The 16123-nt window shown below is 74.8% G+C and carries 16 protein-coding genes; 6 read left to right on the top strand and 10 right to left on the bottom strand.

Annotated elements, in window-relative coordinates:
* Positions 1-23: 23 nt before the first annotated feature.
* Positions 24-1385 carry a glycosyltransferase gene (locus tag CP968_RS02010; protein ID WP_229885795.1) on the top strand — a complete coding sequence of 454 codons (1362 nt, stop codon included), beginning with the start codon at positions 24-26 and terminating at the stop codon, positions 1383-1385.
* A gap of 29 nt (positions 1386-1414) precedes the next feature.
* Here the strand turns inward: CP968_RS02010 and CP968_RS02015 are convergent, their stop codons facing one another.
* Both CP968_RS02015 and CP968_RS02020 read right to left on the bottom strand, forming a co-directional pair.
* Positions 1415-2524: a MerR family transcriptional regulator gene (locus CP968_RS02015; protein WP_150516334.1), complete on the bottom strand. Its 1110-nt coding sequence runs from the start codon at positions 2522-2524 to the stop codon at positions 1415-1417.
* On the bottom strand, positions 2524-3735 hold the full coding sequence (locus CP968_RS02020) for an NAD(P)/FAD-dependent oxidoreductase (protein WP_229885797.1): 1212 nt from the start codon (positions 3733-3735) through the stop codon (positions 2524-2526). The genes CP968_RS02015 and CP968_RS02020 overlap by 1 nt, the downstream gene beginning before the upstream one ends.
* A gap of 219 nt (positions 3736-3954) precedes the next feature.
* Here CP968_RS02020 and CP968_RS02025 point away from each other — a divergent pair, with 219 nt between their 5' ends.
* Positions 3955-5166: an FUSC family protein gene (locus tag CP968_RS02025; RefSeq protein WP_150516336.1), complete on the top strand. Its 1212-nt coding sequence runs from the start codon at positions 3955-3957 to the stop codon at positions 5164-5166.
* On the opposite strand, the gene CP968_RS02030 is transcribed toward CP968_RS02025, so the two are convergent.
* The 3 genes from CP968_RS02030 to CP968_RS02040 all read right to left on the bottom strand — a co-directional run bounded on the left by CP968_RS02030 (position 5150) and on the right by CP968_RS02040 (position 9096).
* Positions 5150-5683, bottom strand: a complete 534-nt coding sequence (locus tag CP968_RS02030; protein WP_150516337.1) for a flavin reductase family protein — start codon at positions 5681-5683, stop codon at positions 5150-5152. The two genes, CP968_RS02025 and CP968_RS02030, sit on opposite strands and share 17 nt — an antisense overlap.
* Positions 5680-7647 (bottom strand): potassium channel protein, encoded by a 1968-nt coding sequence (locus CP968_RS02035; protein WP_150521649.1) that lies wholly within the window; start codon positions 7645-7647, stop codon positions 5680-5682. The genes CP968_RS02030 and CP968_RS02035 overlap by 4 nt, the downstream gene beginning before the upstream one ends.
* Before the next feature lie 243 nt (positions 7648-7890).
* Complete coding sequence (locus CP968_RS02040) at positions 7891-9096, bottom strand: metallophosphoesterase (RefSeq protein WP_229885799.1); 1206 nt, start codon at positions 9094-9096, stop codon at positions 7891-7893.
* A 251-nt stretch (positions 9097-9347) separates the two neighbouring features.
* Here CP968_RS02040 and CP968_RS02045 point away from each other — a divergent pair, with 251 nt between their 5' ends.
* Positions 9348-9722, top strand: coding sequence for a VOC family protein (locus CP968_RS02045; RefSeq protein WP_150516339.1), 375 nt, complete (start codon positions 9348-9350; stop codon positions 9720-9722).
* Between the two features lie 100 nt (positions 9723-9822).
* On the opposite strand, the gene CP968_RS02050 is transcribed toward CP968_RS02045, so the two are convergent.
* Together CP968_RS02050 and CP968_RS02055 are read right to left on the bottom strand one after the other, a co-directional pair.
* Positions 9823-10194 carry a PRC-barrel domain containing protein gene (locus CP968_RS02050; RefSeq protein ID WP_150516340.1) on the bottom strand — a complete coding sequence of 124 codons (372 nt, stop codon included), beginning with the start codon at positions 10192-10194 and terminating at the stop codon, positions 9823-9825.
* Positions 10195-10258: 64 nt separating this feature from the next.
* Positions 10259-11311 carry a mechanosensitive ion channel family protein gene (locus tag CP968_RS02055; RefSeq protein ID WP_150516341.1) on the bottom strand — a complete coding sequence of 351 codons (1053 nt, stop codon included), beginning with the start codon at positions 11309-11311 and terminating at the stop codon, positions 10259-10261.
* A gap of 508 nt (positions 11312-11819) precedes the next feature.
* On the opposite strand from CP968_RS02055, the gene CP968_RS02060 reads away from it, so the two are divergent.
* A complete protein-coding gene (locus CP968_RS02060) occupies positions 11820-12326 on the top strand; it encodes a C40 family peptidase (protein WP_150516342.1) in 507 nt (168 codons plus the stop codon).
* Positions 12327-12407: 81 nt separating this feature from the next.
* Here the strand turns inward: CP968_RS02060 and CP968_RS02065 are convergent, their stop codons facing one another.
* On the bottom strand, positions 12408-13196 hold the full coding sequence (locus CP968_RS02065) for an SDR family NAD(P)-dependent oxidoreductase (RefSeq protein ID WP_150516343.1): 789 nt from the start codon (positions 13194-13196) through the stop codon (positions 12408-12410).
* A 296-nt stretch (positions 13197-13492) separates the two neighbouring features.
* Here CP968_RS02065 and CP968_RS02070 point away from each other — a divergent pair, with 296 nt between their 5' ends.
* Together CP968_RS02070 and CP968_RS02075 are read left to right on the top strand one after the other, a co-directional pair.
* Positions 13493-14536 carry a YihY/virulence factor BrkB family protein gene (locus CP968_RS02070; protein WP_229885801.1) on the top strand — a complete coding sequence of 348 codons (1044 nt, stop codon included), beginning with the start codon at positions 13493-13495 and terminating at the stop codon, positions 14534-14536.
* A gap of 79 nt (positions 14537-14615) precedes the next feature.
* Positions 14616-14804, top strand: coding sequence for a DUF6381 family protein (locus CP968_RS02075; RefSeq protein WP_167536745.1), 189 nt, complete (start codon positions 14616-14618; stop codon positions 14802-14804).
* A 67-nt stretch (positions 14805-14871) separates the two neighbouring features.
* On the opposite strand, the gene CP968_RS02080 is transcribed toward CP968_RS02075, so the two are convergent.
* Both CP968_RS02080 and CP968_RS02085 read right to left on the bottom strand, forming a co-directional pair.
* Positions 14872-15228 carry an STAS domain-containing protein gene (locus CP968_RS02080; RefSeq protein ID WP_229885802.1) on the bottom strand — a complete coding sequence of 119 codons (357 nt, stop codon included), beginning with the start codon at positions 15226-15228 and terminating at the stop codon, positions 14872-14874.
* Between the two features lie 284 nt (positions 15229-15512).
* A complete protein-coding gene (locus CP968_RS02085) occupies positions 15513-15947 on the bottom strand; it encodes an ATP-binding protein (protein WP_229885803.1) in 435 nt (144 codons plus the stop codon).
* Between the last annotated feature and the right edge of the window lie 176 nt (positions 15948-16123).

A 16123-nucleotide genomic window follows, 5' to 3' on the forward strand; every position in this document is an offset into this window, starting at 1 on the left:
GGGCGGACGGCGGAAGAGGACGCGTGAGCCGACCGAACGGAAACGAGTCCCGCATGCCCCGCGTCCACGTGATCGCTCCCCCCTTCCGGTCCCACGCCCAGCCGCTGTCCGTGCTGGCCGGCGCCCTGCGGGCGGCCGGGGCCGAGGTCCGGTTCGCCTGCTCGGAGGCCTTCGCGCCGCTGGCCGCGGCCGCGGGCGTCGGCTTCACGCCGCTCACGGTCACCCGCAACGCGAACACCGGCATCGCCCGGCGTACGGTCCAGGGCGGGGCGGAGGCGGCCCGTCTGGAGGAGTTCCTGCACGCCACCCGCGCCGGGGCCGTGCCCGCGCTGCTGGTCCAGGCCCGGCACCGGCGGGCGGACATGCTCGCGGAGCCCGACCGGGTGCTGGCGGAGCTGCGCGCGCTGCACGCCCGGCGGCCCGCCGACTGGTACGTGGTGGACCAGCTGAGCTACGCGGTGACGCTCGCCCTGCACTGCCTCGACCTGCCGTTCGCCACGTTCTGCCCCGGGCACCCCAGCTACCTGGCGCACTCCCCCGGCGCCCTGTTCGGGGTGCCGCACGCGTGGCCGCGGGCCGTGCGGCCGGCCCCGGCCGACCTCGTCGCGCTGCGCGAGGAGGCCGGGGCGAACGACGCCGCCTTCACCGCGCTGTTCACCGAGTTCACCGCGCGCCACACCCCGCACCGGCCGGCGCCCGGCCGGGCGTTCGCGCTCAGTTCGCCGCACGCGGTCGTCCTGAACTACCCCCGGTTCGACTGGCTCCCCGGGCTGTCCGGGGCGGGCCGGGACCCCCGGTTCGTGTTCAGCGGGCACTGCACGCGCGCCGACGCGGCCGGGCCGGGCCCCTTCTGGGAGGCGGAACTGAGCCGGCTGCGGCGGGCGGGGCCACGCGTGGTGCTGGTGGCGCTCGGCACCTTCCTCTCGGCCCGGGAGGACGTGCTGGAGACCGTGACGCGGGGCGTCCTGGACGGGCGGCCCGACACTTCGGTCATCCTGGCGGCGGGCGACCGGGCGGGCGCGCTCGCGCACCTGGCCGGGCCGCGGACCGCCGTGGCGGAGTCCGTACCGCAGCAGGCGCTGCTGGCGCGGGTGGACGCGATGGTGCACCACGGGGGGAACAACTCGTTCACCGAGTGCCTCGCCGCCCGGGTGCCGGCGCTCGTCCTGCCGTTCTCCAGCGACCAGTTCGCCATCGCCCACGACGCCGAACGCGCGGGGGCGGGGCTGTGCCTGGACCCGCACGGCCTGCGCGCCGCCGAGGTGGGCGAGGCGGTGTCGGCGCTGCTGGACGCGCCGCACCACGCCCTGGCCGGGCTGACCCGGCAGGTCCGCGCGCTGGGTCCGGCGCGGGCCGCGCGGCGGCTGCTCGCCCTGATGGCCTGAGCGCCCGTCCGGGCGCGGTGGGCCGTGCCTCATCGGGGCAGCATCCGCTCGATGAGGTCGAGCCCGGAGCCGAGGCCGGTGAGGCGCCGGGACCCCGCGTCGGGCACGGCGCTCCAGCCCGGCCCCGCGACCAGCAGCGTCGAGCGGGTCCGGGCACCGCGCAGGCCCCGCTCCGTGCCCTCGACCGCGGTCACGATGTCCGAGGGCGCGCTCGGTCGGCCCTGCGCCCACACCACGACGAGGGAGGGCGCGACGCGCCGTACGGCTTCGCCCAGGGCGTCGGCCGGGACGGCCGGCCCGAACATCCGTACCGGCAGTGCCCGCTCCCCGAGGCCGGCCCAGAGCGCCTCCAGGGGCAGGCTGTGCAGCTCTCCGGGCGCGCAGGCCAGCAGGACGGGCGGGAAGCCCGTCCGGGGGGCGCTGCGCGGCAGGCTCCGCAGGGCGCAGGAGACGAGCCAGGACAGCAGGTGCTCCACCTCGATGTACCGCTCCCCCGCCGAAGCGGCCGACGCCGCCGAAACCGCGGCAGCCGGGCCGGCCGGGACCGCGCCCTGGGCCCGGGCCGCCGCCGAGGCCCATTTGCGGCCGACGGCGTGCAGGGTCGGCGCGATGATCTCCTCCCAGGCGGACACGCAGCCGTGCTCCTCCAGCGCACCGCGCAGCAGCACCTCCACCGCCGGGGCGTCCAGGCGTACGGCCGCGCGCGCGAGCCCCCGGCACTCGGCGCGGGCCCGGCCCAGCGGCAGGGCGTCACGGCCCCCCGGGGCGCGCGCCTCGGGACGCCCGGGGCCCGTGCCGGCCGGGCCGCCGGGGGTGCGCGCGGCCCGCGCGGCCTCGGCGGGCGGCACCCCGAGCGCGGTGAGGCGGCACATCTCCTCCAACCGGGCGATGTCCTCGGCCAGCCAGCGGCGGTGCTTGCCGTCGATCCGTACGGCGGGCCCGATCGCGTAGCGGCGCTCCCAGGAGCGCAGGGTGGTCGCGGCCACGCCGAGCCGCTGGGCGACGGCGCCGGTGCTCAGCCCCACGTCCGCCCGGCGGGGCGCCCCGGCGGGCGCGGCGGTCGCACCGGCCCGGGCGCTTCGCGGACCGCGGGCGGCTCCCGGAGCCGCGGCGGCGGGACGGGCCTTCGCGGGAGGCATCAGCGGTCCAGGTCCGCCAGCACCTCGCGGGCCGCCCTGGCCCCGGAGGCGAGCGCGCCCTGCACCGAGCCGGTGGCGCGGTGGTCGCCGCACACGTAGCGGCGGCCTCCCGCGCGCGTGGTCCGGGACAGCGGCCAGGCACCGGTCATCGCGGGCAGCGCCTCCTGGACGGTGCGCACGGCCACTTCCGCCCAGCCCTCGGTCGGGGTCCGGTACACCTCGGCGAGCGTCCCGAGCAGCGCCTTCCCGGAGCCGGCCGGTCCGCCGGTGCCGAGGACGGAGGTGGCGACGAGGGAGCTGCCGGCGGGCGCGTACCCGGGCGACACCTCGCTGAGGACGCAGCTGTTCAGGAACCGGCGGGCCGTGTCGGTCACCAGGTCGGGGCCGTGTCCGCGCAGGTCGGGGGCGGCGTGGTAGAAGGTCGTCACGGTCCGGTAGGGCGGCGTGCCCACGTCCTCCAGCAGCCGGCCGGCCGCGCCCGGGCCGGTGGCCACGACCACCGCGGCAGCGGGCAGTTCGCCGTACCGGGTGGTGTGCACGCCGTCCGCGGTCAGCGCCGTGACGGCGGTCTCCAACCGCACGCTGCCCGGCGGCAGGCCGTCGGCCAGCTGCCGCGGGACCGCGCCGATGCCCTCGGCCGGCAGGCAGAGCGTCCCGCGCAGCATGCTGCGCCACACGAGGTGGAAGACCCGGCCCGAGGTCTCCAGTTCGTCCTCCAGGAACACCCCGGACAGGAACGGCCGGAAGAACTCCTCGACGAACCGGTCCGAGAACCCGGCCCCGCGCAGCGCCGCCCGTGTGGTGCGCGCGGCGCCCGCCCTGCGCAGCAGCGCCGCCGGGAGGCACGCGTCGCGGGCGGACAGCGCGCCGAGCGCGGCCAGGTCGCGCGGCGAGAGCCCGGCGTCCGGCAGGTGGCGCGCCTCGCGGGGGCGGCGGCTCGGGTCGACGAGCCGGCGCGTCCGGCCCTCCCCCGTGTGCGTCACCACGCCGGGGGTGAACGGCGACAGCTTCAGGGACCGCAGGTCCATCCGGGCCCGGACCTGCGGGTAGGCGGTGTTGAAGACCTGGAATCCCCGGTCGATGAGGTAGCCGTCCACCCGGTCGGTGCGGACCCGGCCCCCGACGGCGTCGCCGGCCTCCAGCACCTGCACCTCCAGGCCGGCCCCGGCGAGGTCGCGGGCACAGGCCAGCCCGGCCAGTCCCGCTCCCACGACCACTACGTTCCGCTTCGCTCGACGCGTGCGCACGGTGTCCTCCGCTCTCGGCCCGGCCACGGCCCCGTACCGCGCACCGTGTTCGAGAGGTATTCCTCCGCCCGCACCCCGCAGGATGCACCCGGATGCGGAATTCCCCCCACCGCCGCGCACACGGGAGAGCACAACGGTCGGTCCGAAGACGATCATTCCGGCCGATCGGGGAAGGCACGGGATATGACTCATGCTTTCGCGCCAGTCCAGCGGCTCCTGAGCCGGTACCGGGAGCCGGCCGTCGTGCAGGCGCTCCGCTCGACCGCCGCCGCCGTCGTCTCCTACGTGGTCGCGCTGCGGCTGAGCAGTGAACCGGCGCCGCTCACGGCCCCCCTGACCGCGCTGCTGGTCGTCCAGGTCACCCTGTACACCACGCTCACCACGGGGGTGCGGCGCGTGAACTCGGTGGTCGCCGGGGTGCTGATCGCGATCGGGTTCAGCGCGCTGGTGGGACTGACCTGGTGGAGCCTCGGTCTGATCATCCTCGCGTCGCTGGTCGTCGGGCGGTTCGTGAAGGCCGGCGAGTTCGTGCCGGAGGTCGCGATCAGCGCGATGCTGGTCCTGGGCGTGTCCCGGGTGGCGGACACGGCCTGGGACCGGGTGCTGGAGACCCTGATCGGGGCCGCGGTCGGCCTCGCCTTCAACGTCCTGTTCGTCCCGCCCGTGTGGGTGCGGCCGGCCAGCGAGGCCATCAACGACCTCGCCGCCCGCATGCGCACCCTGCTGCTGCACATCGCCGACGAGTCGGGCAGCGCGACGACGGTGGAGAAGGCCGCCGCCCGGCTGCACGAGGCGCGCCGGCTCGACAACGACATCGCCCAGGTCGACGGGGCGCTGCGGCAGGCCGAGGACAGCCTGCGGCTCAATCCGCGCGTCCGCGAGGGGGTCCTGTTCCGGCTGGTGCTGCGCACGGGGCTCGACACGCTGGAGATCTGCGCGGTGGTGCTCCGCGTGTCCTGCCGCACCCTGACCGACCTGGCCAAGGTCCGCGGGTCGGAGCCGCTCTTCCCCGCACCCGTCGCCGCGGCCGTGCGGGAGCTGTACGGGCACACGGCCATCGCCGTGGAGTCCTTCGCGCAGCTCATCACGGCCCAGGTCAGCGCCAACGCGGAGGCGGCCGAGGCCCGGCTCATCGAGGAGCTGGACACCGCCCGGCGCAGCCGCGAGCGGCTCGCGGTCCTGCTGCCCGAGGAGATGGACCGTCACCCCGGCCAGTGGCAGCTGTACGGCGCGCTGCTCGCCGAGGCCGATCGGGTGCTGGACGAGCTCAGCGTCGAGAAGCGTTCGGAGCGGCTGCTGGAGGAACTCGACCGGCACGGCCGCGAGCGCCGCGAACGCCACCCGCGGCTGCACCGCCTCACCGAGCGCGCGTCCTCCCTCACCCGCTCCGGCTGACGGAGGCCGCCGAGGAGGGGGCCCGGGCGGGGTGGCCTGCTCGCAGGTCGCGTACGTCGTCGTGTTCCAGCAGGGGCGTCCGGCCGCGCCGGCCGGCGGTGGGCGGCCCCTCGTCGACGGGGGCGAGCAGGAATCCGACGTGGTCGCCGCCCTCGATCTGCCCTTCGACGTGCCCGGTGAACCAGGTGTCGGCCTCGTCGAGGACCGGGCTGCCGCCGGTGCCGGGCCGCCAGGCCGTCCGCGCGAACTTGTCGGTCCGGTCGCCCGTCGCGGCGCCGAAGAGCTCGGCCAGGGCCGTCTGGTCGCGCCGCAGCAGGTGGACGGTGAGGTACGGGGCCTCGCGGGCGACCCGGTACGTGTGGTTGGCGGTGGAGAGCCAGACGACGAACCGCGGCGGGTCGATCGAACACTGGGAGGCGAATCCGACGAGGCAGCCCGCGCGGCTGTCCCCGGCCGCGGCCGTGACCACGTACACGGGGCCGTCCAGCGCGGTGGTGAATGCGTCGGGCTCGGTCACGTCGACTCCTCGCGGGGGTCCGGCGCCGGACCCGTAGGGGGAAGGTGCCCCGAGCCGCCCGGGCCATGCCCGTCCCGGGGGGTGGCGGCGGGCGGGGCCCCGCGGCCCAGCAGTTCGGCCAGGCCGCGGCGGGTCGCGGCGAGCACCACGCGGTCCTCCGGCTTGAGCACGTAGCCCGGGTGCAGTTGCCAGACCAGGCCGGGGCCGGCGGACGGCGAGGCCTCGCGGGCGGCGGTGGCCAGGTCGGGGCGGCGGTCCTCGGGGGAGGCGGTGTCGAGGGCGATCACCCGCCAGGCTCCGGGTCGGAAGGATTCGGCGAGGGTGCGGCCTTCGAGCTGGGGGTGCCCGGCCACGTCGACCACCGCGAAGAGCAGCACCCGGCGCTCCACCGCGATGGCGCCGAGGATCTGGCGGCCCATCATGGCTCCGGCGAAGGCGGGGGCGGCGAGGTGGGTGACGCTGCGGCTGCGGGTGAGGGCGGCCGGGTGGGCGGCGCGCAGGGTGCGGTAGACGGCGGTGGCGAAGTCGTCCTCGTACAGGCGCATGACCACCCGCAGGTCGGGCCTCAGACCGCGGGCGTACAGGGCGGCCTCCAGATTGGTGGTGTCGGAGCTGGTGAGCGCGAGCAGGCCGTGCGCGCGGTGGACGCGGGCCGACTCCAGCACCCCCTCGTCGGTGACGTCGCCGACGACCACGGGCACCCGCAGCCGGCGGGCCAGGGCCAGGCCGCGGGCCTGCGGGTCGGACTCCACGCACACCACCGGGATGTCCAGCTCGCGCAGCCGGGCGAGGACGCGGGTGCCGATCTTGCCGAGGCCGAGCAGGACCACGTGCCCGGACAGCCCGCGGGGCGGGCGGCGCAGGACGGTGGCGGTGCGGAAGGCGCCCAGCGCTTCGAGTGCGGCCGCGACGAGCACCGGCAGCAGCAGGAGGCCGACGAATCCGGCGAGTATCTGCAGCACCTGCTGCTGCGTCGGAGCGCCGACGGCCGGTTCGTTGATGGCGAAGATGTCGAGCAGGGTGATGTAGGCGGCGTGCAGGGGGTGGTCTCCGGTGGTGAGCCAGGACGCCACGGCCAGCGCGGTGACGGCAGCGGTGATCCCGCCCAGGGACCAGCGCAGCCGCCGGGAGAACAGCGAGGCCACGGGCAGCGAGGCCGTGCCGAACCGGGGTGCGGCGGGCGCCGGGCCGGTGCGGGCCACCGCCTCCAGCGCGACGGTGCCCCGGCCGGTGGCGCGGGCCACGGCCCGGTCGTCGGGCAGGAGTTGGAGGCCGCGTTCGCCGCCGATCACGGAGCTCTCGCTGCCTGCGGGATCGCTGGCCGTCGCCGACAGCAGGGCGAGCGTGCACAGCCCGGGGTCGGCGCTCTCGCCGCGCCGGGGCGGGGTGCGCTCCACCGCACGCAGCAGCAGTCCGTCCGCCTGGACCACCTTGCTGGTGCCCGCGACGGCACTGGCCGCGAGGGCGGGCGCGGCGGTGTCGGCGTCCGACAGCACGGTGGTGGAGGAGTCCAACTCGACCGGTTCCAGGCCCGGTTCGGAGATGATGGCGGCCTGGTCGAGCAGTTCTTCGAGGTGGCGGCCGAGCTTGCGGTTGTAGAGCCGGATGACCAGCCGCAGCCTGGGGTTGAGCCTCCGGGCCACCAGGGCGGCCCGTACGTTCCGGTCGTCGCCTTTGTAGACCAGCGCGAGCGCGGCGGCGTCGGCGACCCCCGCGGCGGTCAGCCCGGCCTCGTCGGGCTCGGCCGCCTCGACGATCCGCAGGTCCCTCGGGGGCCGTTCCGCGACCGGGTTGGGCGCCGGGGTGGGCGCGGACCGGCCGCGGCGGCCTTGGCGCACCGGCGGCCCGATGGTGATCGGGGGCTCGGCCGCGGGCGGGACGACGAGCGTCACCCGCTCCCCGTACACGTCTCCGAGTTCCTCGGCCAGGCGGCGGGCCAGCCCGTCGTCACCGCACACCACCATCCGGCCGTTCGTGTCGGGGAGTTGAGTGAGCTGTCGCGGAATCTGCACGGCCCCAGCATGCCGTGCCGATCCGACATCCGGACGGCGGGGAGGTGGCGGTGGCGGTACGGACCCGGTGCGGGCGGCTCCGTACCGCGCCGGGTGGCCGGCGGCCGTCGCGCGGACGCTCACGGCCGGCAGCCGCTCTGCGCCGTCCCGCCCCGGTCTCCTGATCGGGGCGGGGCGGGGGCTCCGACGGGGCGGTCAGCGGGCGGTGGCGTGGGGTGCGGCCACCGGTGCGGTGATCGTCGTGCGGTGGGCGGGGCGCGGGGTGCGGGTCGGGACGTCGACGGTGTACGCGTCGACGGTCAGGGCGCGGTCGGAGACCTTCAGGGTCATGAAGCCCAGCGAGGCGAAGTCCTGCCAGGCGGCCGGGTGGCCGAAGTGGCTCCGGCCGTCTCCGCCCTTGGCGGCGGCGCCGCAGACGAGCTGGCGGGTGCCGCCGGTGCGCACGGTGGGTTCGAGGACCTGGAGGGTGTGGTCGTGTCCGGACAGGATCAGGTCGGCGCGGCCGCACACCACCTCCTCGTAGAGCTGCTTGAGGTGGATGCCGCTGGTGTAGTGGCCCACGACGAACCCGTCGTAGGAACCGGCGCTGCCGTGCTGCCCGTTGTTCAGGTAGGGGTGGTGGCCCAGCACGATCTTCCAGCGGGCCCGCGAGGCCCGCAGGCCCTGGTCCAGCCAGGCGCGCTGGGCGCGCATGTAGGGGCCGTCCCAGCGGTAGAAGGGGTCGGTCTGGGTGACGGTGGAGGCCACGGGGTTGGTGTCGAGGGCGAACAGCTCGACCAGCGGGCCGGCCGGGCCGGGCAGGGCCACGCTGTAGTAGCGGCTCGGCATGTACCAGCGGGGCGAGGTCGCGGCGTAGGCGACCTCGCGGTCCCCGCGGGCGGGATCTCCGCCGCTGCCCGGGATGAGGCCGGAGCAGTCGTGGTTGCCGAGGACCATCAGCCAGGGGACGTCGATCCCGGTGTTCGGGAGCTCGAACTTGTCGCGGAACCCGGGGTCCTGGGCCGACTCGGGGCCGTTCTCGTAGATGTTGTCGCCGAGCCCGACGGCGAGGGCGAAGCGCTGCTCGGCGTGGATCCGGCGGGCGGCGGCCGCGACCGCGTACTGGGCGTCGGTCCCGGTGCCGGCGTCGCCGGTGACGAGGAGGGTGAACTCCCCGTTCGGGTCGGGCCCCGAGGGCAGCGGGAACCGCGGCGGGGCGGCGGGGAGCGGGCGGGCCGCGGCCGGCGCGGCGGCGTACGGCAGGGCCGCGAGCGCGGCCCCGGCCACGGCGCCGCCCAGCAGGGAACGCCTCCTCGGGCCGACGGGCCGGGCGGCCGCCGGCCGCGGCCCCGGCCCCGCGGCGCGGGGCGGACGCGCGGCGGGCGCGGCGCCGCCGGCGCGGAGCCATGCGTCTTCGGTCATGTCCGCCTCGGGCGGGATCAGCTCTCCATCGCACATCCGAGCGTTCTCCCACACCCGGCTCCAGGGCGGAAGGCCCCGGACGGGTTCGGAACGGGTTCGGAACGGGTTCGGAACGGGCTCGCCGCGTCACACCCCGTGGACCCCGGGCCACGGGGGGTGGCCCCCCGGCGGGCCGCAGCGCGCCCGTACGGCCCGTACCGGCCTTCGGAGCGAAGATGGTGAGGAGGACACCGCGCGCGACGGGAGTGATCATGTTCCAGGACGCCAGGGCATTCAGCGGCTTCTCGGTGGACGACGTCGACGAGGCCGAGCGGTTCTACGGCGGGCCGCTGGGCCTGCGGGTCACCAAGGAGCGGGGCATGCTCCTCCTGCACCTCGGTGGCGGCGGCACGGTGCTGCTCTACCCGAAGGAGGGCCACCGGCCGGCCGACTTCACCGTGCTCAACTTCCCCGTGGACGACGTCGAGAAGAGCGTGGACGAGCTGACCGCGCTCGGTGTGGTCTTCGAGCGCTACCCGGGCTTCGAGCAGGACGCCAGGGGCATCGCCCGGGGCGGCGGCGGGATGCCGTCGATCGCCTGGTTCAAGGACCCGGCCGGCAACGTCCTGTCCGTGCTCGACGGGTAGCGGAGGGCCGGGGCGCCGCCCGTACGGCAGCGGCCCCGGGACCCGTGCGCACGGGTCCCGGGGCCGCCGTGCCGCGGTCCGGCCGGCCTGCCGGGCGCGGTCACACGGGGCGACCGCCGCCGAACGGCACGCCGACGTCGTAGTAGCGGCCCAGCTCCCGGTGGTAGCCCGGGTGGTCCAGGTGCTCGTCCCTCCGGAACTCCGGTGCGTCCTTGACCTGACCCCGGGTGAGGTCGAGGAAGACCTTCTCCTCCTCGGGGTCGATGCTGACGACCGTGTCGGCCGGCAGCAGCACCTCCTTGCCGAATATCCATCCCCCGGTGTCGACCACCAGGTACGCGTCGTCGACCTCGTCCGAATGGGCGTCGACCTTGCCGATGCCCCCGTCCGTGGCCTCGACCTTGAACCCGGTCAGGTCGACGCCGGCCACGCGGCCCGCGGTCGCCTTGTAGTTCCACACGCGTTCGGTCATGGGATCGACAACTCCTCGTATCGAAGGGGAAGGGGGTGACGTACGGGAACGGGGACGGGGACCGTCAGGCGAAGTCCTCGCGGTGGGCCGCGCCGCTCATCGCGACGTGCGGCAGGGCGTACGGGTGCTTCTCCGCGAGCCAGGCCACCAGCTGCTCACGGACGGCGCAGCGGGCGGTCCACAGGTCGTCCGCGTCCTTCGCGGTGACGATGGCCCGGACGGTGATGGTGCTGGGCGTGGTGTCGGTGACGGCGAGGTCCCAGCCGCGGCCGTCCCACGCGGGGCAGGCCTCCAGGATTTCCAGGAGCTTCTCCCGCATGAGCGCGACCGGCGCGGTGTGGTCGCAGTGCAGGAAGACGGTGCCCGTCATCTGGACGCCGCCGCGCGACCAGTTCTCGAAGGGCCGGGCGGTGAAGTAGGAGACGGGCATCGTGATGCGGCGCTCGTCCCAGGTGCGGACGGCGAGGAAGGTGAGGGTGACCTCCTCGACCACGCCCCATTCGCCGTTCACCACCACCGTGTCGCCGATGCGGACCATGTCGCCGAAGGCGATCTGGAAGCCGGCGAAGAGGTTGCCGAGCGTCGACTGGGCGGCCACACCGGCCACGATGCCGATGATGCCGGCCGAGGCCAGCACCGACGTGCCCAGGGCACGGAAGCCCGGGAAGGTGAGCAGCATCGCGGCGGCCGCGACCACCACGACGACGGCGGTGACGATGCGCATGAGCAGCGTCACCTGGGTGCGGACCCTGCGCACCCGGGCCGGGTCGCGGGTGCCGGTGGCGTAGCGGGCGTAGGTCGACTCCACCACGGCGGAGGTGATGCGCAGCACCAGCCAGGCTCCCGCGGCGATCAGCACGAGCCAGAGGATCTGGCCCACGCCGGCCGCGTGCTCCTGCAGGGGCTCCCACCGGATCTGCCGGTAGGCGCCTCTGAGCAGCGCCGTCAGCAGCACGATCCGCAGGGCCAGGTGGCAGCGGCGCAGCAGCCCCCACAGGGGTGTTTCGGGATGGCGGGCGTCCGCGCGACGCAGCAGCAGGTCGGCTGTCCAGCCGGCCGCGAGCGTCAGCAGGACCGCGCCTCCCAGGACGATCGACAGGTGCAGAACGGGGTTCATGACTCCTCGGCGAAGGGTGTCGTCGGGTACGGACCGCCGCGGCCGTCGCCTGCGGAGCGGCGGCGCGGACGTACCCGTACGGGCGGCGCAGTTCCGGGGTGTGCGGGTGCACGTGGTCTGACCATGTGGCGCGCCTGCTTCAAGGGACGGATTTCATGCGCGATGCCGTCCCGGATCCTGATCCGGATCAGGATCGTGTTCCCGATCCTGCTCGGAGACCTGCGTCCCGCTCCGCGCCCTCACCCGGCCCCTCCGCCCCGGGCCCGCCGCGGGCCCCCACCCGGTCACCTGACGGCGCGACACGCCGTACGTCAACCCAGGTGATTTTTCCATATATTCGTCGATCTGTTGCAGAATCGATATGTCCGACACCACGTCAAGAACGGATTCGAGGGCGGCATCGGAGAAAACTGGTCGGCCGTTACGCGCCAGGAATCACGTCACTGAAAGCAGGACCTTCACAGGTATCCGATCGACCGCTGTCTCACCCGAACGCGGAGGTACCACGATGTCCCACTCCAGGACCGACTCCCGTAAGGCCCGACGGGCCGGACGACTCGCTCGCCGCACCGCCGGATTCCCGCTCCCCCGCCTCTCCCTGCTCCTCTCCCTCCTGACGACCGGAATACTGGCCGGCCCCGTGCCACCCGCCGAAGCGGCCACCGGGTACGGCGCACAGGCGGTGGCCGTGGCCGCCTCCAAGGAAGGGGCCCCCTACGCACGCGGCGCGACGGGGCCCAAACGGTTCGACTGCTCCGGACTCACGCTCTACTCCTTCCGCCAGGCGGGCAGGCGGCTGCCCCGGACCGCGGAACAGCAGTACGAGCAGACCGCGCACATCTCCCGCAAGAACCGCGCCCCCGGCGACCTGGTGTTCTTCCCCCGAGGGGCGACCGTGGAGCACGTGGGGATCTATGCGGGCCACGACAAGATCTGGCACGCCCCCCGGCCCGGCACCCGGGTCCGGCTGGAGCGGATCTGGAGCAGAGACGTCCGCTACGGCCGCGCCGACTGACCCGGCCCGCGGCGCGCAGCGCCCGCCCCCCGCGCCGGCTCCCCGCGCCACGGTCCCGACCCGACCGAATCGGTCCGGCCCCTACGGAAGGATCGAGTCCACGTAGCCGCCGTCCACCCGGACCGCGCCGCCGGTCGTGGCCGAGGCGAAGGGCGAGCTGAGGTACACGACCAAGTGGGCGATCTCCTCGGGCTCGATCAGCCGGCCGAGCAGCGACTGGGGACGGTGGTCGCGCATGAACGCGCGCTGGGCCTCGTCCCAGGGCAGGTCCCGGTCCACGAGTTCGTAGACGAAGTCCTCCACGCCAGCGGTGTGGGTGGGCCCCGCGATGACGGAGTTCACCGTGACACCGGTCCCGGCGGCCTCCTTGGCGAAGCCCCGGGTCACGGCGAGGAGGGCCGTCTTCGACATGCCGTAGTGGATCATCTCGGCCGGGATGGCCACGGCGGAGTCGCTGGCGATGTTCTGGATGCGTCCCCAGGACCGATCGACCATTCCGGGGAGGTAGTGCCTGATCATCCGGACGGCGGAGAGCACGTTCGTCTCGAAGTAGCGGCGCCACTCCGCGTCCTCGATCTCCAGGGCCGGCCGGGCGCCGAAGATGCCGAGGCTGTTGACGAGGACGTCCACGTCCGGGACCGCCCCGAAGACGGCTCCGGCACCCTCGTCCGTGGCGATGTCGCCGACGGCGGCGAAGAACTCGCCGCCGTCGGCGCCCAGCCGCTCCACGGCGGCTTCCACGGATTCAAGGCTGCGGCCGTTCACGGCGACGCGCGCGCCCGCCGCGGCCAGACCGGCCGCGATGGCCGCGCCGATGCCCTGGGTCGAGCCGGTGACCAGTGCGGTCTTCCCCGAGAGGTCGATGAGCACGCTGCCTGCCTGTCTGCCGTCGTACGGCGGTCAAGATCGGACGTCCTCACTCCGGCTTCCCGTTTTCTGCCGGTTTACCACCTGTGCACACTCCCACCACTCGCGCGCCCGCCCACCGCATCGGGCTGACGCACGAACCACGGAGCCCCGGAGCCTCGGAGCCGGCGCGGATTCCGTCGTCCCGCCGGATGGCGGACCGGGCTCGGGGTAAGCGGTCCGCATGCTTTCTCTTCCGTCCCCCTCCCCACCCCCTCACCCGTCGCCGTCGCCGTCCGGATCCCGGATCTGAGCGCGCCGTGGTCGCGTCGTCCCCCTTCCCGTCCCCCCTCCCCTCCTCAGCGCTCCCGGCACCGGGCACGACCGCGGCCGGCGGGGCCGAGGCCGCCGACCCGGTGGCCCCCGGCGCCACGACGAAGGAGACCGGCCCGCGCGATCCGGTCTCCTTCCGCCGCCGACTGCCCGGTGTGTTGCGCGGTACCGCGCTGCGCGGCTGGCACGACAACCTCGCCGACTGCGCCGCCGCCCTGACCTACTACTCGGTGCTGGCGCTGTTGCCGGCCCTGCTGGTCGCCGTCTCCCTGTTCGGGCTGGCGGGGGCCCCGACCCGCGAGCGGCTCATCGCCGACCTGACCTCGTACCTGCCCCCGCAGTCCGCGCTGGTGCTCCAGGAGGCCCTGGCGGGCCTCGTCTCCTCGCACACCTCCATCTGGGCGCTCCTGGTCAGCGGATTGCTCAGCTCACTGTGGTCGGCCTCCAGCTACCTCGCCGTGTTCCGGCGGGCGCTGCACACCATGCACCGCGTGCCCGACACCCGGCCGCCGCTGCGCACCGCACACACCATCGTGCTGACCGCGCTGACCCTGCTGGTCCTGCTGCTGTCGGGAGCCGCGCTCCTGCTGCTGTCGGGGCCCGCGGCCCGCCGGCTCTCGCAGATCCTCGGGCACGACACCAGCGGAGCCTGGGCCGTGGCCCGCTGGCCGGCCCTGCTGGTCGTGGTCACCGCGCTCGTCCTGGTGCTCTTCCGCACCGGCCCCCGCACCAGCCCCGGCCGGACGCGGCGCGGCCTGCCGGGCGGGGTGCTCGCGGCGTTGCTGTGGCTCGCGGCCTCGTTCCTCTTCACGCTGTACAGCCAGAGCGGGCTCGGCACGTACAACAGGCTGTACGGGTCCCTGGCCGGGGTCGTGGTCTTCCTCGTATGGCTCTGGCTCGGCAACCTCTCGCTGCTGATCGGCGCCCAGTTCAACTTCGAGCTCCAGCGCCGCCGACCGGCCGGGGCGGCCGGCGGGGACGTTTGCCCGGACGGGCAGCGGGAAGGCGCGGGCCCGGAGAGCAGGTCATGATATCCACGGACAGTGACGGAAGGTGTTCGGGCGCACACGCCCGGCGACTTCCGTCCCGAGCGGCATCCCAGGAGTGGTCATGAGGATTTCGGACGGCACCGACGAGAGCGCCCGGCGCATGCGCGACAAGGCGCAGGAGCTGGAGCAGGCGGCGTCTCGGACCGACAGTTCCGCGGAGCGCCGGCGCCTCACGGAGAAGGCGCTGCGCATCAGGGAGAAGAGCGAGCAGGTCAACGGCCCCGGCAGCGGGACCATGGACCCCATGTGAGCCACCCGCCGCCCCGCGTCCCCCCGACCGGTGGCGCACGAGACCCGTGCGGCGGGAGCGGCGGGGTCTACCGGCCCGACCGGGGCGGCACGGTCATGACGCGTCCCTCCGCCACCGAGGGCGCCGCGGCGAACACCCGGTCGGCGCCGGTGAGCCGGAGCAGTTGCTCCAGGTGCGGCGGCTGGGTGCCCGCCAGCACGACCTCCCTGGCGAGGGTGGCCTGGAGCAGGATCGTCAGGGTGATCGAGTCGGCGAACGACACCTCCGACACGTCCACGACGTAACGCCGGACCCCCTCGGCCGCCGGATCGAGGGCGATCCGCAGCGGGCCGGCGTGGTCGAGGTCGAACTCGCCCGCCATCACGACGACGCGCACGCCGTCCCGCTGGTCCAGCACTTCGACGCGGCAGCGATCGGCAGTCACCCTGGTCTCCTTCTCCTCTGTCCGCGGCATGGACTACCCATGGCCTGGACCAACCATGCACAACGCGCTCCGAGCGCCGTCGGGCGCCCCCGCCACGAAGTGGACTGACGGAGCGTGATGTCGTAGCAGGGGCGTGTGTCAGCCGCTGCGGAGGCGCGTGACAGCCCCGCTCGGGTCCGGCCGGACGCGTCGGACGCGCATCGACGTCAACGACTCCGCGAACGCCCGCCGGCATCGGTGCGCGGGCCCGCACCGGGCACCGGGCACCCCGCGGCACCGGCGTCCTAGCGACCCGGTTCGCGCCAGCCGCCGCTGCCGTGCGTGATGTGCGGGGAGGGGCCGTCCGTGGGGTGGAAACAGGCGGTGATGGTCTTTCCGCCGTGGAACGCGTGGGCGTCCCAGTCGTCGGCCAGGGCGTCGACGATGGCGAGGCCGCGGCCGGAGGTCGCGCCCGTTCCGGCCTCGCCGGGGGCGGGCAGGAAGGGATCGCTGTCGGCCACGCTGACGTGCAGGCAGCGGCCGTCCCAGGTGAGCACCAACTGGGCGGTGCTGCCCGCGTGGACGTGGGCGTTGGTCACGAGCTCGGACACCGTCAGCAGGATGGAGTGCACCGTGTCGGGTGCCTGCGCGGTCCACTTCAGGGCGTCCAGGTGCTCCAGGCTCCACCGGCGGGCCTCGCGCGCCCCGCGGTGGACGGAGAACGACCTGGCCCAACCCATCGCACGGAGCGACAACGCACCCACCTCGCTCTCCATCCGGTCCGGTCGCGTCCTCGGTTCCCGACGCGCTTCTGCCCGTATGACCGGAAGGCCGCGCCCGAAACCCCCGAACGACTGTGCGTATCCAAGGGCGCCCGGCACGGAGGTCCGGTGAATTTCGATGCGCTTCACCCGTT

This window comes from Streptomyces subrutilus (assembly GCF_008704535.1).
GTDB classification, from domain to species: domain Bacteria; phylum Actinomycetota; class Actinomycetes; order Streptomycetales; family Streptomycetaceae; genus Streptomyces; species Streptomyces subrutilus.